Below are 24,759 nucleotides of genomic sequence, written 5' to 3' on the forward strand. Positions count from 1 at the left end.
ACACATTTTTTTAAAAGTTTTTTGACACCCGATAATACCGATGATATACCTCGTGCCCTTTTGTCTCCACTTTGATGACGTCGATTACCTTCTTCTCTATCAAATATTCCAATAAAACACCTAGGTCGACTGAATAGAACTTAACTTCCTGATGATCCATAAGCTCCGCAATCGTCCATGGATCTTCTTTCGTCCCCATTATTTCAACTAAATGCTGTGAACCTGCATTCGTCCTCGAATAAATAAGAAATTCACTAGCAAGGAATAGAAGCTCCAATCTTTTTTCGAGAGTTTCCTCACTGCTGATCAGTTCTTTATACAACTTGTAGATTTCAGGTTCCATATGCTTCACTTGGTTCCAGACCGTAACCTCCGGATAAAAGCCTTGTTCAATTATTTCCAAACGGGCCAAGTGATGCAGGGAATGAACGATATGGTTGTATGCCTCAAGATAATGGCCTTTTTCAAAGAAGCTTTTCCCATCCATGTACCTGCGAATTAACTTCGCGAATTCCATCCCCATCTTTAACTTCCTTCCATAGAAGGGGAACTCCCGGATTTCGGTTTTCAAACGGTCCAAATATTCATTCCGATCAAAAAGGACCTTCCCGTTATATATCCAGTCAACCACTTTGCGGTTCGTCCCTAATAGGAGCCATTCTTTTAACTGGTCTTCCTTTACGATATGCAAGGCTGCCTTTTTATCCTGGTAAGTGTAATGTTTTAAAAACACGGCCTCTTCGGCTTCGTCTGCAATTACAAAAAGAATGTAGTCAAATGTATCGGTAATCGGGCTATTATCATCTCTTTTTTCTATTAACAAGATTCCAAGTGTAGATTTTAAACTTGCTCGCTCTTGATAAATCGGGCGAAGGATATCTTCCATCATCAATTCCTCCAAAACCTTTTTTTTAGACTTTCGACAAAACTCTTCAATTTCCTGCTTATTTCCCTTACCCAAACCAATTCAATTCAAAAGTAATATGTATCCTTTATTTCTTTTTTGTTCCATCCATTGTTTATGTTATAGTTAAAGTTATATTTTAGGAGGGACAATCCATGGCTAAATATTCTAGCAAAATCAATAAAATACGTACTTTTGCTTTGAGTTTGATTTTCATTGGCTTTATCGTAATGTACCTTGGGCTTTTCTTCAAAACGCATCCTGTTGTCATGACGATTTTTATGGGGCTGGGCCTTTTATTCATAATCGCAAGCACCGGGGTTTATTTTTGGATTGGAATGCTTTCTACTAAATCGATCCAGGTTGTCTGCCCTAACTGCGGCAAACCCACAAAAATACTAGGGCGTGTAGATATTTGCATGCATTGTGAAGAACCATTGACACTTGACAAAAAGTTGGAAGGCGAAGAATTCAACGAAAAATATAACCGGAAAAGCCTGCATGACTAGAGAATTCGGCTAGCTGAATTCCCTTTCAAGAAGTCTTTAACAATTGTATCATTTCTTTATAACATGAAAAAAAGTTCCAACCAAGTGGAGGAACTTTTTTTAATGCGATTCTTTTTTCGCACAATCCGTGCAGTCGCCATAGATTTCCATCCGATGGTGACTAACATTGAAACCGGTGACTTGTGCTGCGAAATGCTCGACTTCATCCAATGCAGGATAATCGAAATCCACAATTTTCCCGCAAGTTTGGCAAATTACATGATAATGATTCGTCGTCACGAAATCAAACCTTGCTGAAGAATCACCATACGTAAGCTCTTTTACCAAACCTACCTCACGGAAAACACGCAGGTTGTTATAAACCGTTGCCACACTCATATTCGGAAACTTGCCTTCCAGCGCTTTATATATATCATCAGCGGTAGGGTGGGACATGGAGCTTATCAAATACTCAAGTATCGCATGGCGTTGAGGAGTTATTCTTACACCGGTATCTTTTAAGGAATCCAACGCTTCTTTTAACTGAACTTCAGACACCGTCATCCACCTCTTTTTCTTATTAAGTATGAATTCTTAAATTATAATATTTATAAATAGTGTACCTTTTATGCGTTGAATTTGTCAATAATTCAATGGCTTAACCATTCTTTTTTAGTTTATTCATGAATACATTGAATCTTTCCCATTTTTGCATTGAGTTTAGTATCCCCTAGATAAGTCGATTACGTTGGTGAAGTCTTTTCCAGCTTTCATGTATTCACGCATGTTTTTTTCGAATATGTCAAAGGTTCTTGGTAAATATTCTCCGCTTTTACTTGATAGATGCGGTGTGACTGTAACATTCTCCATCCTCCAAAACGGATGCCCTTTTCCTAAAGGTTCCGGATCAAATACATCCAAGATGGCATGAGACAATTCCCCGGCATCCAGGGCTTCGATCAACACTTCATCGTTAATCAGGTCGCCGCGGCCAATATTCACGAATACTGCAGATTCTTTCATTGCTTTAAAGTGTTCTTTTTGCAGTAGCCCCTTCGTTTCATCCATACTTGGCAGGACTGATACGATATAATCGGCTCCCGGTATGGCTTCCAATAAATTATCCATGGAATAAAGGTGATCGATGGATTCCACTGGTTTCCCGCTCCGGTTCACTCCCATCGTCGTCATCCCAAAGGCTTTCCCAAGACGAGCCACTTCACCTCCAATTGCCCCGACACCAATAACGAGCATGGACTTGCCATTCAATTCCCCTACTTCAATCTTTCTATCCCAAAGTTCTTCCTTTTCATTCTTCATAAGCAGTTTCAATTTCTTTTCATATTGCAAAAGCATCCCTATCGTATACTCGGCCATTGGGATTTTATGAATGCCTCTTGCGTTGGTCACCAGAATGCCACGTTTCTCAATGGCTTTAAATGGCATTAATTCCATCCCTGCACTCATGACCATGATCCATTTCAAGTTCGCCGCTTTCCCAATGATTTCTTCAGTTAAGTCTTCACCATATGTAATTAAGATTTCCGCTTCACGAAGCGGACCATCCGTCCATCCTTTTTGATAAATGAAGTTCAATTCAGGAAAAACTTCCATCATCCTCGTTTGGATGCCTTCATTCGGAATGACAGTTGAAAGTATTAACATGTTTATCTTCCCCTTTTAATTAACATAAAAAAACACGGGCTCTATGTGTCCCGCGCAACTTTCTCTGAGGAGGTATTCCCTTAATAAAGCATATTCAGGTGTCCCCTTTTTGAGTTGGACAAAAGCCTTACCCTTATTAAAAAAGGCTTTATTTTAAAGAATTTGGGTTTAATGCATGTAATTCCGGCAAAATGAAAACGCCATCCCTTCTGATCAGGACGTCGTCAAAATAGATGTCACCACCACCATATTCCGGACGCTGGATCAAGACCATATCCCAATGTATCGATGAACGGTTTCCATTATCCGCTTCTTCATAGGCAAGTCCAAGAGCCAAGTGCAGACTCCCGCTTATTTTCTCATCGAACAAGATATCGTCCATAGGTTCCAATATGTATGGATTGATTCCAATTGCGAACTCCCCGATAAACCGGGACCCTTCATCAATATTAAGAATTTGGTTCATTTCAGAGTCACGATTGGATGTCGCTTTAATGATTTTTCCCTTTTTAAAGTTTAATTCTATGTCACTAAAGGTGATTCCTTCATAGGTTGTGGGTGTGTTAAATGATATCCTTCCATTGAGACTATCTTTTATGGGTGCCGTAAACACTTCCCCATCCGGTAAATTCTTTTTTCCGGCACATATGACGGCAGGCATACCTTTGATGGAAAAGGCCAAATCTGTCCCTGGTGAAACGATCCTGACTTTGTCAGTTCGTTCCATCAAATGTTTTAACGGTTTCAAGGACGCATCCATTTTCCCGTAATCCATGGTGCATACGTTCAAAAGGAAGTCTTGGTACCTATCGAAGGTCATGCCGGCTTTATGTGCGGATGCGTTGGTGGGATAATTAAGTAAGACCCAACGTCGGTTGTTTACATAGAAAAGAGTGGGAGATTTCATTGCCTCTCCTTGAAGACGGTGCCTCTCGATGGGAACATCAGTCATTTCCACACCGTTTTCTTCCCCTGTGATGATGATGACCGCATCGATATCCGTATATTTCTTCAAGGCCCATTGCGAAGATGTGTCAAGTTGTTCCTTCACATTCCCTTGTAACAGGTGGCGGCTTATCTCATCGTCTTCGAGTTCTACATATGGATAAGCACCCACTCTATATATTTCATCAATCAGCTCTTTCAATAATGGTTTCGTGTTGATATGCCCCCGTAAGAGGATTCTCTCTTTTGGCTGTAATTGTATCGAATGATGAATCAGCCTGGCTGCAAGCTTCGTTATTCGCTCATCCTTCATCTGCCTGTCCCTTATTTTTCGAGGTCGCGAAGCGTTTCAAGCGCTTCTTCGACGTGGCCTTTGACTTTTACTTTACGCCATTCTTTGACTACCTTACCAGCCTTATCAATCAGGAAAGTTGAACGTTCAATGCCCATATACTCCTTGCCGAAGTTCTTTTTCAATTGCCAAACATCAAATGATTCAGCCGCTTCATGATTTTCGTCAGCCAGCAGCAGAAAAGGCAATCCATGTTTTTCGATGAATTTTTCATGACGTGCCACTGGATCTGGGCTGATACCAATGATGACCGCGTTCAATTCCTCGAATTGCTCATTATGGTCCCGGAAATCACAGGCCTCCGTCGTGCAACCTGGCGTCATGTCTTTTGGATAAAAATATAAAACAATATTTTTCCCCTTAAAATCCGATAGGGACACCATTTCACCATTGTTTGCAGGGAGTTTGAAATCAGGTGCTTTTTCTCCAATTTTAACAGTCATATTGAACCCTCCATTTCTTTCATTATGGTAAGAGTACCCAATAATCGAAAGAAACACAACTTTCATTTATCCCTCCTATCTTTCTGCTCCAGATCGATCACCGTCCGAATCACGAAAGCTGCCGGAAGTGTATACCCAATGAAAGCCTGAATGGTAGCTATCATCCTGCCCATGCCAATCGGGGCTATATCTCCATACCCTACAGAAAACATCGTCATCGCACTAAAATAAAAAGAAGTCTTCAACTGTTCATAGAAAGTGCCATCCAATCGATTGCCCATATCAAGAATCACCGAATGATTCTGAAGCTCGTATAATAAATAAATCAGTGCAAATCCAACTAATATCGTCGCATATAAATTGCCAAGCCACAGCATATCCTCCAGAGAAAATTTCTTTCCTCCCGACTCAACAAGAAATAACGTACGAATGCTCATCACCATGCAAAAAATGATGCCTGCAATCAAGATGTAGAAAGTCATCCCCCACGCCCCATTTCAAAACGCCACTCCCTCTATACATACTCCCTGTCCAAACAATATATTCTTTTTTAGGAACAGACCTCATCCTTATTCCCACACTTCCACTTAACGGTTACTTTTCCCGAATCTTTTTTCCATGTTGACCCTTTTGGTCGGATATGTTACGATTGTCTAAATTTTTATAATAGTTTTTATTTTATAAATCTTTTACCTGCAAACAGTTATCAAGGCAGGTTTTGCAAAATTTTCATATGTGGAAATAGGTTCCTAATTTTCATTAGGATTAAAAGGGAAGTCCGGTGTAATTCCGGCACGGTCCCGCCACTGTAATGGGAATGTTAGCGCCATCCAATATGCCACTGATCAAAGGATCGGGAAGGCCCGCCGCTAATGATATTCCCTAAGTCAGGAGACCTGCCTATTTCGACAACACTGTTTTAACCTACGGGAGATAGGGAGGTGTTAGGGACCTTATAATTGTAAGGGGCATTCTGCATGCCTCTTTATTTTAAGCATTTCTAACTATCTCTTTTGACGGTTAGGGATGCTTTTTTTATTGTTCAATCAAATGAATGTAGGAGGATGGGAATTTTGAAAAGCAGTAGTTTGGGTTACCCTCGAATCGGGGAAGATCGTGAATGGAAACGTACATTGGAAGCTTACTGGTCCGGTAAAATCGATGAAGCAGAATTTACGGCACAACTAAAAGCCATCCGTTTAGGCAACTTACAAAAACAGAAGAATCGAGGCATTGATATCATTCCTGTCAACGACTTCACTTTCTATGATCAAATGCTGGATATGTCCGTCATGTTCGGTCTTGTTCCTGAACGTTATTCAGCTTATGAAGCCGGAAGCGTTCCCCTTTCCGTTTATTATTCAATGGCTCGCGGAAACAATGATGAAGTCGCTTCCGAAATGACGAAATGGTTCAATACAAACTATCACTATATTGTCCCTGAATTAAAACTGTCACAGCTGACTTTAACAGAAAATAAGCCACTTGCAGCATATCGGGAAGCCAAGGAAAAGCTAGGGATTGAAACGAAGCCCGTGTTGATCGGACCTTATACTTTCATCTCCCTTTCCAAAGGATTCAATAAACAAGAAATCCCTGGCATCCTCCTGAGCCTGCTTCCTTTATACACGCAAATCCTGCGGGAGTTGGAGCAAGAAGGCGTGAAGTGGGTTCAAATGGACGAACCTTCTCTTGTTTCATCCATTTCCAAAGATGATATGCAAACTGTTACTTACCTCTATGAAAAACTGAATGAAGCAGCACCAAACCTAAACATCATGCTACAAACATACTTTGATGCCGTGGAACATTACCAAGAAGTCATCGAATTACAAGTTCAAGGAATCGGTCTTGATTTTGTACATGATAAAGGGAGGAATCTAAGTAATCTTGAAGCATTCGGTTTCCCGAAGGAAAAAGTGCTTGCTGCAGGTGTGATTGACGGGAAAAACATTTGGCTATCTGATTTATCGAAAAAAATCCAATTGATCGAGAATCTTAAGAAAAAGGTAGCCGAAGACCAAATTTGGCTTCAGCCCTCTTGTTCCCTGCTTCATGTCCCAGTGACCGTTCGTAATGAAACCGCCCTTTCAAAAGAAGTGAAAGAGGCCCTTGCTTTCGCTGATGAGAAACTTGAGGAAATCACACTCTTGGTCAAAGGGAATAATCAAGGCTTTGAAGCAATCGCCGAAAAAGTCGACGCTAATAAGTTTACGGTTCAAACGTTAGCAAGTTCAAATGCACGGAATCATGGGATTGTACAATCCAATGTCGAAAAGGTTAAAATCAGGACCGCCGGCCGTCAGCTTCCATTTAAAGAGCGTTACCAAAAACAACAGGAATTTTTTAAATTGCCTTTTCTTCCTTCGACTACGATCGGTAGCTTTCCGCAGACATTTGAAGTTAAACAAGCACGCGGGAAATTCAAAAGAGGAGAATGGACCGCTTCGCAATATGAAACATTCGTTAACGAAGAAATCGGCAGGTGGATCGAAATCCAAGAAGAAATCGGTTTGGATGTTCTCGTTCACGGGGAATTCGAACGGACGGATATGGTTGAGTACTTCGGCCATAAGTTAGGCGGTTTCGTTTTTCTAGAAAAGGGTTGGGTACAATCCTATGGATCCCGCTGCGTGAAACCACCAGTCATCTACGGCGACATCCATTTCATCGAACCGATGACAGTCAGGGAAAGTGTGTACGCACAATCGCTGACGAAGAAGACGGTTAAGGGAATGCTTACAGGTCCTGTTACGATTTTGAACTGGTCATTTGTCCGTGATGATATTTCCAGGGAGAATGTTTGCTATCAGCTGGCGCTATCTTTGGAAAAAGAAGTCATTGCATTGGAATCCGCTGGAATTAAAATGATTCAGGTTGATGAGCCTGCACTTAGAGAAGGTCTGCCATTGAAAAAAAGCGATCGCGACGATTATTTGAACTGGGCTGTAAATTCATTCTTGATATCCACATCAAGCGTGGAGGATACAACCCAAATTCACACGCATATGTGCTATTGCGACTTCAACAGTTTCATGGATGTCATCTCCTCCCTCGATGCCGATGTAATTTCCATCGAAACATCCCGTAGTCATGGGGAGCTTGCTTCCGCATTCGAGGAAAAAACATATGAAAAGGGTATTGGCCTGGGTGTGTATGATATTCACAGCCCGCGTGTGCCGGCAGTTGAAGAAATGGTCGATATGATTGAACGGGGCATCAAGGTATTGGATAAAGACCAGTTTTGGATCAATCCCGACTGCGGCCTGAAAACAAGGGGTATCCCGGAAACGGTCGCTTCCCTGAAAAACATGGTCGAAGCAGCAAAAATCGTCCGTGAAAACTTTTTAGCTAAACCAACAGGCAAATGATTGAAAAGAACGTTGCCCATCCAACACAGCAGTCACGGACTTTTTTAACCGACCTTGTTTTTCCACCGGATACAAATCATCACAATACCATCTTTGGCGGAAAAGTAATGGCATATGTTGATAAAATAGCCTGCATTTCAGCTATGCGCCATTGTCGAAAACCCGTTGTGACTGCTTCAAGCGACTCTTTTGATTTTTTGGCCCCCATCAAGACAGGGGATGCGATCAACCTTGAAGCTTATGTCACCTGTGCCCATCGCACATCAATGGAGGTATTCGTGAAAGTGGAGCGTGAGAACCTATTAACAGGTGAAAAACAGCTTACGGCACGCGCTTTTTTAACGATGCTGGCCATAGATGAAGACGGTAAGCCGACAATCGTACCTCAGGTCATGCCGGAAACGGAAGAGGAAAAGCGGCAATATGTTCAAGCACAAGCAAGATATATTGAAAGAAAGAAAAAACGGAACTAAACAAAAACCCCTTCAACATGAATTGTTGAAGGGTCTTTTTAATTCCCCGCCCCGCGGTACCTCTTCACTCCCTGATTCCATATGAAAACGGATATCACGAAAAAGGCAACCCCAATTACAGGTGTGGCAAATGCATATGCATACCACTCTTCTTTTCTAAGGAAATAAGATGCCGGATAGACACCAACAAACGCGAATGGCAGCACCCATGTAAGGACAAAACGGATGACATTATTATAAATATCAACAGGATAGCGCCCGTAGTTCCCGATATTGTACATCATTGGCATGATGGATGTTTTCGCATCCGACCAGAACCCAATGCTTGCAATCGCAACGAAAATGGCTGCATAAGCGAGGGCCCCGCCTATTGCAAAAATGATGAAAAGGATCGGGTCATACCACGCAAGCTGCAGATCCAATGAAATCCCCGAATAGAATATAATGATCAAACCGGTCACAACACCAAATAACGCTTCTAGCTCGATTCTTTCCAAAATGACTTGAAACAGGCTATGTATCGGTCTTGTTAATATCCGGTCCATTTCACCTTTGACGATATAGCGGTCATTAAAATCCCAGATGTTGAAAAAGGCAGAAAAAAGGGCGAATGGGATAAGGAAGAATCCATAAATGAATATGATTTCTTCACGGCTCCAGCCGCTTAAAAATTGGGTATGTCCAAAAACGACTAAGATAAAAACCAGATTCACGACCTGATTCAGCAGGTCAGATAGGATTTCCATGAAGAAATCGGCTCTATATTGCAATCTTGTTTTCATATATTGACTCACATATTGAAAAAACATCGATACATAAAACATCCCGTCAACCTCCTTGAATAATCAGCTGTTTTTTTGCGACTATCCATAAAAGCTGAATCGGTATTATGAGAATGATGCACCAAATTAACTGCTGTAAAAGCGCCATGCCAATTTCGCCTGAACTGTAACCGTTCGTAAAAATCATGCTTGGTACATAACTGATCCCTTGAAAGGGCAAATATTTCATCACTTCCTGCGCCCATATCGGATAGAAACTGATGGGCAGCAGCAGACCGGAAAATAAATCAATGATGACCCTTTTAGCCCGGATCAATCCGGCATTATTATATAGGAAAAAGGTAGTGATTCCCGTCAATAAGTTAATTTGTGTATTGATGATGAAGCTGAACAGCAAGGAAATCCCGAATATCCCCCACGTAGCCGGCTCGTGCGGCAATTCGATAGGAAAAATGAAAGCTACCAGCAGCATTCCTGGAATCGAGAAGAAGAAGAAACGGAATATCCCTTCCCCAAGTCCTTGCATCGTTTTCATGCCTAAATAGTTATAAGGCCGGATCATTTCAATGGCGACCTTGCCGTCTTTAATTTCAGTGGCGATTTCGCGGTCAATATTATTGAAATAAAAAGCGCGCGCCATCCATGCAACCGCGACATAGGTTGTCATCTGCATACCTGAAAGTCCTTCGATGGCGCTTTTTTCTCCATATATCGCATTCCATAAGAAATAATAAGCACCGATATTAATGCTATAAATTAAAATGCCGGTATAATAATCCGTTCGATACGCAAGCATCATCAAAAAACGCATGCGGATCATTGCAAGATACTTCCCCATGGCCCTCCCCCTTCTTGATAGACACGTTTTGTTTCTTAATGATAAGAGAGTCAGACAGTGCCTTCTTCGTAAATGTTGCGAACAATCTCTTCAATGGACGTTTCATGGATTTTGATGTCCTTTATTTTAAAATGAGATACGACAGCCGAAACAAGCTGTGAAATATGGTCACTTTCTTCTTTTAACAAGGCAATGTATGTTTGATTTTTCTCATCATAAACCCAGTTAGCCGTAAATGGGAGTGCTAATGATTGCAATTCCTTCAATGCGATCGGCTCGATGAATTGAAAATGGATCTGTTTTTCCTCAGCCCAGTTATCTTTTAAACTCTGCAATTCCCCATCATAAATGATTTGTCCTTCATCAAGCATGATTACGCGCTCACATAATGCTTCAATGTCTCCTAAATCATGGGTAGTCAAAAGGATTGTCGTATTATATTTCTCATTGATTTCTTTCAGGAACTCACGAATCTTCATTTTCACGAGTACATCAAGTCCAATCGTCGGCTCATCCAGGAACAGCAAAGGCGGATTGTGGATCAAGGCTGCCGCAAGCTCGCAGCGCATTCGCTGACCAAGCGAGAGTTTACGCACTGGTTTGTCCAGCAAAGGTCCGATATCGAGCGTCTTGATGACATGTTCCATATGATCGTTATATTGTTCATCCGTTACCTTATAGACCTTTTTTAGCAGCCTAAAGGATTCTTGAACCGCAATATCCCACCAAAGCTGTGAGCGCTGACCGAATACGACTCCGATTGTCTGAGTGAACTTTTCCCTTTCTTTATGCGGATTCATTCCATTAACCGTGATTTCACCTGCTGTCGGTTCCAAAATACCTGTCAGCATTTTGATCGTGGTTGATTTCCCTGCACCATTTTCCCCGATATAAGCTACCATCTCACCCTTTTTTACAGTAAAATTGATATCATTGACGGCAGGGACGATTTTATAATTTCTGGTAAGTAAATCCCGGAAGGCACCCTTTAGCCCTGTACGGCTTGATGCCGACTTAAATTCCTTCCGAAGCTGTTTCACTTGAATTGCATCACTCATCCTGTTACATCCTCCGTAATCTCTTGTCCTAATGAATTAGTTTATCCAACCTAACCTTTTTAGACAATAAAAATGCTTGGATGCCATATACCATTTTCAGACGAAATGATTGTTGTACCAGATACATATATAAAGGAGACGAGTATGCTATGAATATCAAAAGATTATTACTATCCCAAATCGAAAAGGTCGTTATCGACCTCCGATATGACTTCCTTTATGAAGATGAATACGGGGAATTATTATGCCAGATCATCCAAAGGGATTCCAGCGGATCGATCGAAAGCACCCCCATAAGTTTCCACCTTCATATTAATGAAGAAAAAGGAACCGGTCACCTAATCTATTACCAAGCCCAGGGCGAAATGAACCGCCAATCCTTCGACATCGAAAACCCAGCCACCATCTTGGCCATTCTTACTTTCATAACCGGAGTTTTGGGATCCGACCCCATTTCCCAAACAAAATGATGGCCCGGAATCCGGATGCTTCTAAGGCTGCAGCGGTTCCATCAGGGGACGAATCACATTTCCCAGCCTTACACCCCAGATTTACGGACGGAAAAGTGCTATGATTAAGAGGAAATATGTTTATATTTATAGGAGGTTTTAAGATTGGATTTTAGTAATTCGGAGCTTTTACATAAAGAGGCATTGGAACATATCGTTGGCGGGGTTAACAGCCCATCCCGTTCATACAAAGCCGTAGGCGGCGGTTCACCAGTTGCGATGGATCATGCCAAAGGGGCTTATTTCTGGGATGTTGACGGCAATAAATATATCGATTATTTAGCTGCGTATGGCCCGATCATCACAGGGCATGCGCATCCACATATTACTGATGCTATCGTTAAAGCAGCAGAAACGGGCGTTTTATACGGCACACCTACAAAACATGAAGTCAAATTTGCCAAAATGTTGAAAGAAGCCATACCATCCATGGATAAAGTCCGCTTCACCAATTCAGGCACCGAATCAGTCATGTCCACCATCCGTGTTGCCCGCGCTTACACAGGACGCGATAAGATCATCAAGTTTGCAGGCTGTTACCATGGACACTCCGACCTTGTTCTCGTTGCTGCAGGTTCCGGCCCGTCCACCCTAGGTACACCGGACTCTGCCGGCGTTCCAAAAAGCATCGCACAAGAAGTCATCACGGTACCTTTCAATGATATCGAGTCATTTAAAGAAGCACTTGATAAATGGGGCAATGAAATTGCAGGCGTGCTGGTTGAACCGATCGTCGGCAACTTTGGAATCGTGGAACCAAGCCCTGGCTTCTTGGAAGAAGTCATTTCATTATCTCACGAAGCCGGATCACTCGTCATTTTCGACGAGGTCATCACGGCGTTCCGCTTCATGTATGGAGGGGCGCAGGACTTCTTGGGAATTCAACCCGATTTGACCGCGCTTGGAAAAATCATCGGGGGCGGGCTTCCTATTGGTGCCTATGGCGGTAAAAAAGAAATCATGGAAACAGTCGCCCCGCTAGGACCAGCTTATCAAGCAGGTACGATGGCAGGAAATCCTGCTTCCATGCTTTCCGGGATAGCTTGCTTAGAAGTACTGAAAGAAGAGGGTCTGTACGAAGAGCTTGACCGGCTGGGAAAAATCCTTGAAGAAGGTATCCTGAAAGCGGCTCGCCAATATAATGTCCCGATCACCATCAACCGCCTTAAAGGGGCATTGACTATCTATTTCACGACAGAAAAAATTGAAAACTATGAGCAGGCGGAAAATACGGATGGCGAAATGTTCGCTAAGTTCTTCAAACTCATGCTCAACCAGGGAATCAATCTGGCACCGTCCAAATACGAAGCCTGGTTCTTGACAATTGCTCACACGGATGATGATATCGCTTATACTCTAAAAGCGGTTGAACATGCATTCAAAAACCTAATATAATAAATCGAATCAGCATAATTATGCATTTTTTTATACACCCTCAGGATGCACCTCAATCTTGAGGGTTTCTTATTTTCTTGTAATAAATCTTTAATATTAGCATTTGAAGCCACTTCTCACAAAAATCCCATCAATCACAGCATCCATCCCATTGTATAAAAAATTGATTTCTGAATATTTAAATGATATGATATGGATACATTTATATACATTTATACACTTTCTTTCAATCTATTAAAACTTGGACTATTGTTCGGGTTTACTAATATTTCCCCCATTAAACATATGCTACAGGAGGTGAAAGGCAGAGAATAAGGGTAACCTTATTCAAGCCACATATATGGCCCAACAATGGACACCTGCTACATTCAAAGAATTTCACAAGGAAGAACATGATGCCTGCGGAATCGTTTCCTGCATCGAAAAAAGGAAGATCCCTACTAACGAAAACATCTTTGCCTGCATCGACGCCCTGGTTAAAATGAACCATCGCTGCGGCTTCATCAATGGTGAGGGCGATGGCGCCGGCATCCATATCGATATTCCCCGGGCTCTTTGGAAAAAGAAGCTTGAAGCGGCAAATGTCGATTCAGGCATAGTCGATCAAGATTCCTTCATAGTCGGCCACTTATTTTTAAGCAAAAAAACAGAAGCTAATGACTTAAAAATCGAAGTTAAGGAGAAACTGCTCCAACATGGTCTCTCATTGATATTCGAAACGGATAAGGCTTACCGTTCCGAGGCATTGGGACCGATTGCCATTCAAGAAGACCCAGTGTTCTGGCAATTTGCCTGTTCCTCCACCATCAATAACAACCAGGAGCTTTCAAATGTTCTTTTTGAGCTGACTTCCGACATCGAAAAAAGTGATTTCATCCATGTTGCCTCTTTAAGCCAGCATCATGCGGTATACAAAGTGATGGGTGCGGGGGATACGCTCCCTGCCTATTATCTTGATCTTGCCGACCCTTTGGCTGCCTCCACCATGACACTGGGACATAATCGTTTTTCAACTAATACTCTATCAAGCTTCTTCCGGGTCCAGCCTTTCAGTGTACTTGGTCATAATGGCGAAATCAATACCATCGCCAAATTGCGTGATGAAGCGAAAATGATCGGAGTTCCCATCGCTAAAGATGGAAGCGACTCACAGGATTTAAACAAGACGATCGAAACTTTCATCTGCCGTCATGGCTACTCTTTATTTGAAGCTGTCGATCTTATGTTTCCGCCAATCATCAATGAAATCAAGGAATATCCCGAGCACTTACAAGACTTATATACGTATTTAAGGGAAGCTTGGGGTCATTTTGCACAAGGTCCGGCAGGCATCATCTCCCGTTTCGGCGATGAAGCCGTGTTCTCTGTCGACTCTTTAGGCTTGCGCCCACTATGGAATATTGAAACGGAATCATCCTATATGTTCACTTCCGAACCAGGAATCATCCCTTCCAGTGAATATACCGGAGATCCGAAACCAATGGGTCCAGGGGAAAAAATAGGTTTGAAATGGAACGGCGACCGTATTGAATTGTACACATACAAGGATTACCAGGATAAAGTATTTGAACTCTTCAATGATCGTTTCGTCCTTTCCAATGACCGAGTCCGCTTACAGCCCCAAGTTTTTGAAAAGGTTGTTTCCATGACAAACACGCAAGCCATTCATAATGGGCAGTATAAGGCCTTTGGGTGGGAAAGGGAGCATGTCCAATTAGTGGAACAGATGGCCGAAAAAGGCGCTGAGCCCATTCGTTCACTTGGTCACGATGCTCCACTGGCAGCACTTAATCCCCAACGGACCAACATTGCTGATTTCATCAAGGAAAGTGTGGCCGTTGTAACCAACCCAGCGATCGACCGGGACCGGGAAACCGAGCACTTCTCGACAAGAACGATCATCGGAAAACGTCCTTCCCTTTTCGAAGCGAATAAGGCAGGAAAGGTTACGGAGCTGTTGACTCCCTTATTGATTGAAGGGTCAACGGGTTATGAGTGCTCATCTATCGTATCGCAGCCAAGCTATGATCAGTTCATTAAATATAACCAAGATCAAAAACTCGTGCACTTCATTTCAAGCACGTTCAAAGAAGATGAAAACATCACGGATGCCTTGACCAGGATTACGGATGAAAGTGTCAATGCAGTGGATGAAGGAAAAACGCTTCTCGTTCTGGATGATGCCCTTGCCCATCAAAACGGCCACCTTTGGCTTGATCCACACCTCGTCACTTCAGCCGTCGATCAAGCGTTGGTCCGCACAGGCAAGCGTCGTGATTGTTCCATCCTTTTACGTTCAGCATCGCTAAGGTCACTGCATGATATCATCGTTTCTTATGGTCTTGGGGCCAACTTAATCAGCCCCTATTATATGTTCCTTTCCTTATCTTCAGATAACCTCAAGGGGGTTACCAATCTATATAACTCCTTGACGAAAGGGCTTGAGAAAGTCATCTCCACCATTGGCATTCATGAGCTGCGTGGATATGGAAGACTTTTCTCAAGCATCGGTTTACATGAGGAAATCGCGAAATATTTAAATGTGGCTAACTTCTTCGGATCCAATGATCTGGACTATAATTTTGATAAAATCAAGGCAGATGCCATCCAGCGTGCAGAAGATTACGGGAATGAAAAAGAACGGATGGGAAAGACCTTTCATTTATTCCCTAGAATTTGGAAGTCCATCGGGGAAGTTGCTTCAACCGGGGACTATGATGCTTATCGTGAAAAGATCACCGAACAGGAAGAATCCAATCCTACGGCGATCCGCCACTTGACATCATTAAAAACTTCAGACGCTTCCATCCCTTCTGAAGAAGTCAGTCTTTCGGTTGGCGAACAGGAAATGCCGTTCGTCATAGCCTCCATGTCCTTTGGATCACAAAATGAGATTGCTTTCCGGGCCTATGCAGAAGCTGCCGAGAGGTTAGGCATGATCAGCATGAATGGTGAAGGCGGGGAAATCAAGGATATGCTGGGCAAGTACCCGAAATCCCGCGGACAGCAAATCGCTTCCGGCCGTTTCGGTGTCAATGCAGAACTCTTGAACTCTTCAAATCTATTGGAAATTAAAATTGGGCAAGGGGCAAAACCTGGTGAAGGCGGTCACCTTCCCGGTTCCAAGGTCACAGCGAAAATCGCAGAAGCCCGAAATGCAACAATCGGTTCGGATTTGATCTCCCCTTCCAATAACCATGATATATACTCAATTGAAGATTTGGCCCAAATGATCCATGAGCTAAAAACGGCAAACGACAAAGCAAAAGTTGCCGTCAAAGTACCGGTCGTTCCAAACATTGGTACGATTGCTGTCGGCGTCGCAAAAGCTGGGGCCGATATCATAACGCTTTCTGGTTTTGATGGCGGAACGGGTGCTGCCAGGATCCATGCACTCGCACATGTCGGTCTACCAGTTGAGATAGGTGTGAAAGCGGCCCATAATGCTTTGCTTGAGTCAGGTATTCGTCAGAATGTCGAAATTTGGGCTGATGGTGGGTTAAAAAGCTCGATGGATGTATTGAAGATCATGTTGCTTGGCGCAAACCGTGTAGGTTTTGGGACCCTTTCGATGATTGCCGTCGGCTGTACAACATGCCGCGGATGTCACCTTGATACCTGCCATGTGGGCATCGCCACTCAAATTGAATCGGAAGCACAGGCGAAAGAACATGGGCTGCGCCGTTTTGTTCCACGAAAATTTGATTTAGCCGTTCAGGGATTAACGAATATGTTCAGTGCATTTGCAAAAGAACTCAAATCTTTGACAGGATCACTTGGGGTGAAGAATCTTCAGGATATCGTCGGACGTTCTGATTTGCTACAGCAAGTTAAAGGTCAACAATCATTGGATTTAACCTATTTATTGAAAAACCTGGATATAACACCGTTCTCACATAAAGAAACGGCGGCATATTTGAATGAAGGCTCCATGCAGGTAGCCGTTGGCGCTGAATATCTGGATTCGCATGTAGATGATCTGCAGCAATCCCGTAGCTATAGCTCGATCACTTCCGAGCAGCGTGTACTCGGCAGCAGGGTGTCCTGTCACCGCGTTAGGGGCAGATTGGATGGATCATACAAAAAACTTCCTCCCGTTCACCTATCCTACCAGGATGGTTCCATCCCGGGTAATGGACTTGGGGCATACAATACGGAGGGAATTTCAATCAGCGTGAATGGCGGTGCCCAGGATGGTATTGGCAAAACATCGATTGGCGGTAATATTGCCATCTTTAAATCTCCAGGAAAAGATGGGAAGTTCTACAATGGATCTGTCGGTAAGGGATTTGGTTACGGTGCACAGCATGGTCTCCTCATTGCCCAAGGTGATGCCGATGCCAGAGCCGGAATCCGGCTTTCCGGAGCGGATATGATCATTGGAGGATTATTGAAACAACCGCTTCCTGAAAAGGAAAACGGTAATATTGCGGTAACTTCCAATATTAAGGGATTCGCTTTTGAATACATGACAAATGGAAGAGGTTTGGTTCTGGGTGATCCCGGTCCATGGATTTGCGCAGGGATGACAGGCGGTGTCGTTTATTTACGGCAACAGCCTGAATCTGGATTAACCAAAGATGTCATTAAGAAACGGGTTGCGAAAGGGGCAAAGATTTCCATTGAGCCCCTATCCGCAAAAGGCCTGCAGGACGTGGCCGAACTTCTTGGCAAATACACGTCCCTCTTGAAAGATCATGGCCAAACCGAAGAAGCGGCCTCCTTAGAGACACTGCTTCAAAAACCTGGAGAACACTTCCTACAGGTCGTTCCAGTTAAAGAACAGGCGGATCCTGCTGTATCCACGGAGTGATGCCGAAAATATATTAATTAAGGCTGATGCTCTTCAATTCGAGCATCAGCCTTTTCCAGTAAACGATGGAAAAACACAGAGAAAGCAATCAAGAAATTGCCTATCATTTATTTATATCTTAAACTTGATTTTAGCTATTGCAACTCTCAGGAAAATCCTGTATATTACTTTTTGTTTACATCTTCTTATTTTAGTGTAAAGTACTAACAAATAAGTTAGAATACAACTTTAAGCAAAAGCCTATATATAAATAGAGCCTTTTCTTACCAGATCCATAACAACACAAAGAAAGGATTAACCCATATATGAAGTTTGGTGCCCGCATTCTCAAAACAGGAATAGCAATTGTTTTAGCGCTTTACCTATCGGAACTGCTTAACCTTCCTGCTCCTGTCCTTTCTGGGATTGCTGCAATTTTTGCAATACAGCCGACCATTTACCGTTCATATCAAACAGTGTTGGAGCAAATTCAAGGAAATATCATTGGCGCATTGGTTGCTGTCTCCTTCGTTTTGTTGCTCGGAAATGATATTTTTATAATCGGTCTTGCCGTAATGGTTGTCATAACCATCAATTTAAAACTGAAAATGGATAAAACGATTGTCCTTTCCATCGTGACGGTCATTGCCATCATGGAAAGCCAGAACGGGGAATTCCTGAATTTTGCCTTTATTCGTCTCTCATCCGTTTTGCTTGGAATCGTTTCTTCGTTTATCGTGAATCTGGTTTTCATTCCTCCAAAGTACGAAGCAAAGCTTTATACACGCATTACAGATGTAACGGAAGACATCTTGAAATGGATCAGAATCAGCACAAGACATGCTACAGAACACACTTTATTGAAAAAAGACATCAGCAGATTGAAGGCTGAGTTACTCGATCTGGAACATATCTATTCCATGTACAAAGAGGAACGGGAATATTTCAAGAAGAACAGTGTAGCTAAAGCAAGAAAGCTTGTCGTTTATCGGCAGATGATCATAACGACAAAAAAAGCGTTTGAAACCTTGAAGAGAGTCCATAAATTCGAGAATGAAGTATATCAAATGCCTGAAGATTTCCAACGGAGCATCTTACAGCAGCTTGATTCCTTGATCCGTAAGCATGAACAGTTGATATTACTGCATATCGAAAAAATCAAGTCCATCGAGGAGATTGAAGATTGGGACCAGGATTGTTTAAGTCGTAAAGAGCTGCTCGCCCACTTTTTCGAACAGCAGAATCAAGTGGACGAAATGCATGATAATCTGGGCCATCTCTCTGCCCGCCTTGTTCCATTGATTTCTGCAGTCATAGAATATGACGAACAATTGGAACATCTTGAAAAGCTGATCGTCAGCTTCCAGTCCTTCCATAAGGGAGATAACGAAATATCTGTCCAGTATGAAGAAGATTAAAAAAGACGGTTCCAACGGGAACCGTCTTTTTTGTCTCTATTTAGAGCAGGCCCCTCATTCAATCATCCAAAAGGTTCTTATCAGCAGCCTTTTCAATCGTATCCAATTTCTTTAAAAGATCCTGCAGCTCATCTTCTGAGAATGAGTTGAAGTTCTTGCCCATCAATTGGTTATGCTCCGCAAGGACTCTCCCCAAAATCGCTTCCCCTGCCTCTTTCAATTCAAGATTGATGACCCTGCGATCCTTTTCAGAGGGCTGCCGTTTCACATAATCCATTTCGACCAGCTTATCTACAAATACGGTAATCGCACTTGGCTTTACGGTTAAGAAGTCAGCCAGCTGGGTCGATTTGATCGACCCCTCTTTTTTCAATATCAATAATATGAAAAACTGAGGCGACGTTAATCCATAAGGCTGAAGATTTTTTGCTACGATGGCCCTAAGCTTCTTCCTAATCCGAAAAATCTGCATTTCTATACTATTAGTTACTTCCCATTTAAAATCCAGCCTTCTCACTCCTTATATAGGACAATCCTACCTCTTAAATTTAATTAAATGACATTCCATTGTCAACTTTACTTTCCATATATCCTTAAAACTAAAAAAAATTCAAATTTTTACTATTTCACTGTATTTATTTCCTACTATTATTCCGAATAAATTACATGACAAAAAATAATTAAACTGGTAAACTCTTTACTTAATAATATTAATACTTATAAAAATTAATATTTATTAAAATTAATAAATAAACATTAGAATAGGAGGCGAAGCCATTTCTGGGTAATGAACGTTAATCAAAAAAAAGAATACATCATCAATATTTTTTGGAGGCGAAACAAGTGAATAGAGGGCGTTTAGTTTTAATCAATGTCATTGGTTTGGTTATTATATTAGCGGTATTAGCCGGCGGGGCTTATTACTATTATGAAAGCACGAATTTCATTAAAACGGATGAAGCGAAAGTTTCGGGAGAGCTGTATACCATCGTTGCCCCCGCTGCCGGTAAACTAGCAGAATGGGACTTACACGAAGGAGACAGTGTTAGTAAAGATGACAAAGTTGCCAATGTAACCACCTTAGACGGAAAAGAAGCAGTAAAAACCGCAGCACAAGGTACAATCGTTAAAACACAAGTGCATGATGAGCAGCTTGTTCAAGCGGGTCAAACGCTCGCTCAGACCATCAATATGGATGATTTGTCCATAACGGCTAATATTGAAGAAAATAAATTGAAGGATATCGAAAAAGGTGACAGCGTCGATATTATAATCGATGGAGATCCCGATACTGTCTTCGAAGGTACATTGGAACAGATCGGTTATGCCACAACGTCTGTCTTTTCAGTGATGGGCAATCAAAACAGCAGCGGAAACTATACGAAAGTCACTCAAAAAGTACCAGTTAAAATTTCCATCAAAGCACCATCCGATAAAGTTCTGCCTGGAATGAACGCAGAAGTGAAAATTTCAACTAAATAAGCAGGCTACACAGTCATACAGAAAGGAGGCTTTTCTTTAAATGGCTTCTCAAACCATCTCAGTAAATGAAAACAAGGGAATGAAACAGTTTGCCCCCATGTTAATTATCTTAATGCTAGGTTTGTTCATGGTCATTTTGAATCAAACCCTGCTTAGTGTGGCCATGCCGAGGATGATGGCAGAATTCAATGTAGCTGCGACTACGATTCAATGGCTATCAACTGGATTCATGCTTGTGAATGGAGCCTTGATCCCACTGTCCGCTTTTTTAATAGAACGGTTCGGCACGCGGATTTTATTCCTTGCTGCCATGTTTCTATTCACCGTCGGGACATTCATCTGCGGCATCGCACCAAATTTCCCCGTCATACTTACAGGCCGGCTGATCCAGGCGGCTGGCGGCGGGATACTGCAGCCATTGGTCATGACGATCATCCTTTTCATCTTCCCTCCGGAAATGCGCGGGAAAGGAATGGGAATCTTTGGATTGGCCATTATGTTTGCCCCTGCCATCGGCCCGACTTTATCAGGTTGGGTGATTCAGGAATATAGCTGGCGGGTCATGTTCTACGCAATGGTGCCATTAGGCATGATCGTCATGACACTCGCCTTTTTAAGTATGCGTAATGTAGCAGAACCAAAGAAAATCAAATTGGATTTGATGGGCGCCACTCTATCCTTGCTAGGTGTCGCATCATTACTATACGGTGTCAGTGAAGCTGGTTCCAAAGGCTGGACGGATTCCATCGTTCTGGGAACGATCATCATTGGTCTGATCCTTTTGACGCTTTTTGTGGTTCAACAGCTAAAATCCGATACACCCATGCTCGACTTCCGTGTATTTAAGTATGACATGTTCGTATTATCGAATATCATTTCCGCCATCGTCACAGTGGCCATGTTTACCGGGATTTTCTTATTGCCTATATATTTGCAGACTTTAAGAGGCTTCACACCAGTTCAATCCGGTCTATTGATGTTACCCGGGGCCCTTGTGATGATGGTGATGTCACCCATTTCAGGAGCATTATTTGATAAAATCGGACCTCGTCCATTAGCAATAATTGGTTTAGTGATTACTGCCGTCACAACCTTCGAATTCGCTAAATTGACTACGGAAACAACCTATTCGACTTTGGTCATCATCTATGCCATCCGCGCACTTGGAATGTCTTTACTGATGATGCCTATCATGACAGCTGGGATGAATCAGCTTCCTAAGCATTTGAATACACATGGTACGGCAATGAGCAATACGCTGAAACAAGTAACCGGAGCCATTGGTACGAGCTTCGTGACGACCATTTATACTACCCGTGCTTCTTTCCATGGAACTGCTTTAGGAACGGAAATGAGTACGAGTGATCCCGGTTTTGTTCAGAATTTCCAAACAATAGTTCAATCCATCATGAGTTCGATGAATCAAACTAATGAACAGGCACAGGAAACTGCCATGTCGCTGATTTCTTCACAAATCCAGGGTCAAGCAAATGTGATGGGAATCAATGATGCATTCTTTTGGGCAACAGGCTTTGCAATTGCCGGTATCGTTCTCTCACTGTTTTTGCGTGACGTTCGGAAAGACAAAGCAATGAAAAAAGCTAAACAAGAACATTTGGATGTACCTTTGCTTCCTTCACCAGTAAAAAAATCGGTTTAATTAAATGGGGGAATAAAAATGAAGATCTATGTTGTTTACGACAGTGAAGGTAACCATACGAAGGCACTTGCCGAATCAATAGCTCAAGGAGCCGCTGCGGTTCCTGGGGCTGAGGTTCTCATTGACCATGTAAACGAGGCGGATGTTTATAAGCTTCAGGAAATGGATGCCATCATTTGGGGCTGTCCCGGTCATTTCGGCACCATCAGTTCGAGCTTGAAAACATGGATTGATAAACTTGGGTATCTATGGGCGGAAGGTGCGCTGATCAATAAAGTGGGTGCTGTATTCTGTACGACGGCCACCGTACATGGCGGACTCGAAGCTACCATGCTGAACTTAATCACCCCTATGCTTCATCAAGGCATGATCATCGTGGGCTTACCCGGCACTGTCCCGGAAAACGCCTTATATGGTTCCTACTATGGAGTAGGGATAAGCTGTCCGCCCGGTATGGATGACAACATCACCAAAAATGGACTTGCAGCTTGGAGAAGCATTAGGAAAACGGGTGGCACATGTCACCCGTTCATTCATAAACGAGCTCTAGGAGGCTTGATTCAATGGGCATAATTCTAATTATCATCGTTGTCATATTAGCGGTTACGGGCTTGATCACATTCAATATCAAAGCCTTATCACCTGAAGATAAGCCGCCCGGTGTCGAGGAAGAGATCTCATTGGAAGATTCCTCTTTCTCTTCGGCAGATGGTGCCGTTACCGAAATCATCTCCCCATCAGACAATGATGAATTGAAAATGAAAGATCAGGATTATCGTTTGGCTCTTTCCAAACTTCACAATCAAAAGCCTAACGATGAGCCAACTGCAGAAAAAAAGCCTAATCTTCGCAAAATGAAAGACGCGGAATACCGTGGTACATTGGAAGACTTCCTGGATCGCGACTGAAACACGTCCCCCCATTCGGCATATTCGCCTCTTTTTTTTGGGGGGTCAATTACTAAGCATGAAAGGAACACCTCCGACTTCTGCCACCGCCTCAGTTTAAAGACCGACTGCAGGCTTAACCTATTTTTCTGGTTGACAAATATTCACAAAGACTTTAAGCTAAGGTAATGCAACACAAACAATTTTTTAAACTCAGCTTTTGTTGAGAGACGGAATTTTAAAAGGATTTCCTTTTTTCGTTCGTCACTTGCCTTTTTGGCAGGTGGCGATTTTTATTTTTACAGGGGTGAAAATCATGCAACTTTTGAAGTATTCCATAATGGTCTTAATCGGTTCGATCTCATATGGCACTTTATCAACCATGATCAAATTTGGATTCATGGATGGCCATTCTTCTGGAGAACTGGTCGGCAGTCAATACCTCGTCGGTTGGCTGATTGTCTCCGTGTTATTTCTTTTTTCGTTTAAATATAAAGTTTCATGGAAGAGTGCCGGATTACTTTTAATCACGGGCATGATGTCCACTTTCGTCGGTAAGGCATATGCCGTTTCCGTATCAGAGCTTCCCGCTTCGATTGCCGTTGTCTTTTTATTTCAATTTACCTGGATAGGCGTCCTTATAGAAAGTTTCTTAAATAAAAGACGCCCGGATAAAAATAAACTCATTGCCATTTTCGTTCTCTTCATCGGTACATTATTGGCAGGGGCGATCTTTGGTCAGCCCCTTTCCGGCCTAAGCCTAAAAGGCGTATTGTTCGGACTATTGTCTGCGTTGCTTTTTGCGCTGTATATGTACTGCAACTCTCAATTCGCAGTTGGGGAATCTTCAATGAAAAGGTTGTTTTTCATTGCAACGGGTGCCATGCTGACTGCTGTTTTCACGACTAACCCCGTCACACTTGTGACGAATCTTGTCCAAACGAACCTATGGTATTATGGTCTGCTGCTCGGCACTTTGGGTGTTTTAGTTCCTTTCTTTTTCTTTGCTGTCAGTTTGCCGAAAGTGGGTGTCGGGCTCGGAACGATTCTTTGTGCAGCGGAGCTGCCTTCAGCGATGGTCGTTTCCGTCATCTTCTTGAATGAACAGGTTACGTCACTGCAATGGTTCGGGATGTGCTTGATCATCGTCGGCATCGCATTGCCTGAGGGAATAAAGCATCTGCCGCAATTCCTTCCTGACAGGAAAAAAACACTGCATGAAAAAAGGATTTCATAACGTGTATGCACCGGTTTCGTATAAGAATAAAGAAGACCATTCCCGTTATGAACTGCACCC

Annotated in this window: 21 protein-coding genes, 1 pseudogene and 1 riboswitch; of the genes and pseudogenes, 12 read left to right on the forward strand and 10 right to left on the reverse strand. The window is 42.6% G+C overall.

From position 1 onward, the window contains the following. Positions 1-10: 10 nt before the first annotated feature. Positions 11-886, reverse strand: coding sequence for a nucleotidyltransferase-like protein (locus QFZ73_RS07235; protein ID WP_307264657.1), 876 nt, complete (start codon positions 884-886; stop codon positions 11-13). A gap of 173 nt (positions 887-1,059) precedes the next feature. On the opposite strand from QFZ73_RS07235, the gene QFZ73_RS07240 reads away from it, so the two are divergent. After that, positions 1,060-1,413 (forward strand): YgzB family protein, encoded by a 354-nt coding sequence (locus tag QFZ73_RS07240; RefSeq protein WP_101225973.1) that lies wholly within the window; start codon positions 1,060-1,062, stop codon positions 1,411-1,413. A 99-nt stretch (positions 1,414-1,512) separates the two neighbouring features. Here the strand turns inward: QFZ73_RS07240 and perR are convergent, their stop codons facing one another. The 5 genes from perR to QFZ73_RS07265 form a co-directional block, all read right to left on the reverse strand. Continuing rightward, positions 1,513-1,956, reverse strand: coding sequence for a peroxide-responsive transcriptional repressor PerR (gene perR / locus QFZ73_RS07245; RefSeq protein WP_076371177.1), 444 nt, complete (start codon positions 1,954-1,956; stop codon positions 1,513-1,515). A gap of 156 nt (positions 1,957-2,112) precedes the next feature. Further along, positions 2,113-3,057: a D-2-hydroxyacid dehydrogenase gene (locus QFZ73_RS07250; protein WP_307264667.1), complete on the reverse strand. Its 945-nt coding sequence runs from the start codon at positions 3,055-3,057 to the stop codon at positions 2,113-2,115. Positions 3,058-3,205: 148 nt separating this feature from the next. After that, positions 3,206-4,315, reverse strand: a complete 1,110-nt coding sequence (locus QFZ73_RS07255) for an aminopeptidase (protein ID WP_307264670.1) — start codon at positions 4,313-4,315, stop codon at positions 3,206-3,208. 11 nt (positions 4,316-4,326) lie between these two features. Beyond that, on the reverse strand, positions 4,327-4,797 hold the full coding sequence (bcp, locus tag QFZ73_RS07260; RefSeq protein WP_307272661.1) for a thioredoxin-dependent thiol peroxidase: 471 nt from the start codon (positions 4,795-4,797) through the stop codon (positions 4,327-4,329). Positions 4,798-4,859: 62 nt separating this feature from the next. Continuing rightward, the gene (locus QFZ73_RS07265; RefSeq protein WP_063234840.1) at positions 4,860-5,279 is read right to left on the reverse strand and encodes a potassium channel family protein; all 420 of its coding nucleotides are present in this window, start codon (positions 5,277-5,279) and stop codon (positions 4,860-4,862) included. A 244-nt stretch (positions 5,280-5,523) separates the two neighbouring features. Next, a riboswitch (cobalamin riboswitch) is annotated at positions 5,524-5,715 on the forward strand. A gap of 146 nt (positions 5,716-5,861) precedes the next feature. Between QFZ73_RS07265 and metE the strand changes: the two genes are divergently transcribed. Together metE and QFZ73_RS07275 are read left to right on the forward strand one after the other, a co-directional pair. Further along, a complete protein-coding gene (metE, locus tag QFZ73_RS07270) occupies positions 5,862-8,168 on the forward strand; it encodes a 5-methyltetrahydropteroyltriglutamate--homocysteine S-methyltransferase (protein WP_307264677.1) in 2,307 nt (768 codons plus the stop codon). After that, the gene (locus QFZ73_RS07275) at positions 8,165-8,641 is read left to right on the forward strand and encodes an acyl-CoA thioesterase (RefSeq protein ID WP_251437864.1); all 477 of its coding nucleotides are present in this window, start codon (positions 8,165-8,167) and stop codon (positions 8,639-8,641) included. Before metE ends, QFZ73_RS07275 begins: the two co-directional genes overlap by 4 nt. Before the next feature lie 38 nt (positions 8,642-8,679). On the opposite strand, the gene QFZ73_RS07280 is transcribed toward QFZ73_RS07275, so the two are convergent. From QFZ73_RS07280 to QFZ73_RS07290, 3 genes are read right to left on the reverse strand one after another with little or no spacing between them, the layout of a single operon-like run. Then, positions 8,680-9,465: an ABC transporter permease gene (locus tag QFZ73_RS07280; protein WP_251437865.1), complete on the reverse strand. Its 786-nt coding sequence runs from the start codon at positions 9,463-9,465 to the stop codon at positions 8,680-8,682. A 4-nt stretch (positions 9,466-9,469) separates the two neighbouring features. Beyond that, positions 9,470-10,261, reverse strand: coding sequence for an ABC transporter permease (locus QFZ73_RS07285; RefSeq protein ID WP_251437867.1), 792 nt, complete (start codon positions 10,259-10,261; stop codon positions 9,470-9,472). A 50-nt stretch (positions 10,262-10,311) separates the two neighbouring features. After that, entirely contained in the window at positions 10,312-11,319 is a 1,008-nt protein-coding gene (locus QFZ73_RS07290; RefSeq protein ID WP_063234835.1) for an ABC transporter ATP-binding protein, read from the reverse strand. A gap of 149 nt (positions 11,320-11,468) precedes the next feature. On the opposite strand from QFZ73_RS07290, the gene QFZ73_RS07295 reads away from it, so the two are divergent. The 4 genes from QFZ73_RS07295 to QFZ73_RS07310 all read left to right on the forward strand — a co-directional run bounded on the left by QFZ73_RS07295 (position 11,469) and on the right by QFZ73_RS07310 (position 19,433). After that, complete coding sequence (locus QFZ73_RS07295; RefSeq protein ID WP_307264687.1) at positions 11,469-11,789, forward strand: hypothetical protein; 321 nt, start codon at positions 11,469-11,471, stop codon at positions 11,787-11,789. Between the two features lie 144 nt (positions 11,790-11,933). Further along, on the forward strand, positions 11,934-13,223 hold the full coding sequence (locus tag QFZ73_RS07300; protein ID WP_307264689.1) for a glutamate-1-semialdehyde 2,1-aminomutase: 1,290 nt from the start codon (positions 11,934-11,936) through the stop codon (positions 13,221-13,223). 340 nt (positions 13,224-13,563) lie between these two features. Then, positions 13,564-18,036 (forward strand): glutamate synthase-related protein, encoded by a 4,473-nt coding sequence (locus QFZ73_RS07305; RefSeq protein ID WP_307264692.1) that lies wholly within the window; start codon positions 13,564-13,566, stop codon positions 18,034-18,036. 305 nt (positions 18,037-18,341) lie between these two features. After that, the gene (locus QFZ73_RS07310; protein WP_307264695.1) at positions 18,342-19,433 is read left to right on the forward strand and encodes an FUSC family protein; all 1,092 of its coding nucleotides are present in this window, start codon (positions 18,342-18,344) and stop codon (positions 19,431-19,433) included. 58 nt (positions 19,434-19,491) lie between these two features. On the opposite strand, the gene QFZ73_RS07315 is transcribed toward QFZ73_RS07310, so the two are convergent. Then, a complete protein-coding gene (locus tag QFZ73_RS07315) occupies positions 19,492-19,950 on the reverse strand; it encodes a MarR family winged helix-turn-helix transcriptional regulator (protein ID WP_251437883.1) in 459 nt (152 codons plus the stop codon). 326 nt (positions 19,951-20,276) lie between these two features. Between QFZ73_RS07315 and QFZ73_RS07320 the strand changes: the two genes are divergently transcribed. From QFZ73_RS07320 to QFZ73_RS07340, 5 genes and pseudogenes are all read left to right on the forward strand, one after another. After that, positions 20,277-20,915: a biotin/lipoyl-containing protein gene (locus QFZ73_RS07320; protein WP_307264702.1), complete on the forward strand. Its 639-nt coding sequence runs from the start codon at positions 20,277-20,279 to the stop codon at positions 20,913-20,915. Between the two features lie 55 nt (positions 20,916-20,970). Beyond that, positions 20,971-22,575 (forward strand): DHA2 family efflux MFS transporter permease subunit, encoded by a 1,605-nt coding sequence (locus QFZ73_RS07325; protein ID WP_373459000.1) that lies wholly within the window; start codon positions 20,971-20,973, stop codon positions 22,573-22,575. A gap of 18 nt (positions 22,576-22,593) precedes the next feature. Next, positions 22,594-23,125 (forward strand): annotated as a pseudogene (locus tag QFZ73_RS07330) (NAD(P)H-dependent oxidoreductase). A 13-nt stretch (positions 23,126-23,138) separates the two neighbouring features. Next, positions 23,139-23,483, forward strand: a complete 345-nt coding sequence (locus QFZ73_RS07335; RefSeq protein WP_307264709.1) for a hypothetical protein — start codon at positions 23,139-23,141, stop codon at positions 23,481-23,483. Positions 23,484-23,778: 295 nt separating this feature from the next. Further along, complete coding sequence (locus tag QFZ73_RS07340) at positions 23,779-24,699, forward strand: EamA family transporter (RefSeq protein WP_307264712.1); 921 nt, start codon at positions 23,779-23,781, stop codon at positions 24,697-24,699. Positions 24,700-24,759: the final 60 nt, after the last annotated feature.

It is taken from the genome of Peribacillus sp. V2I11, from assembly GCF_030817135.1.
Lineage (GTDB): Bacteria > Bacillota > Bacilli > Bacillales > DSM-1321 > Peribacillus > Peribacillus simplex.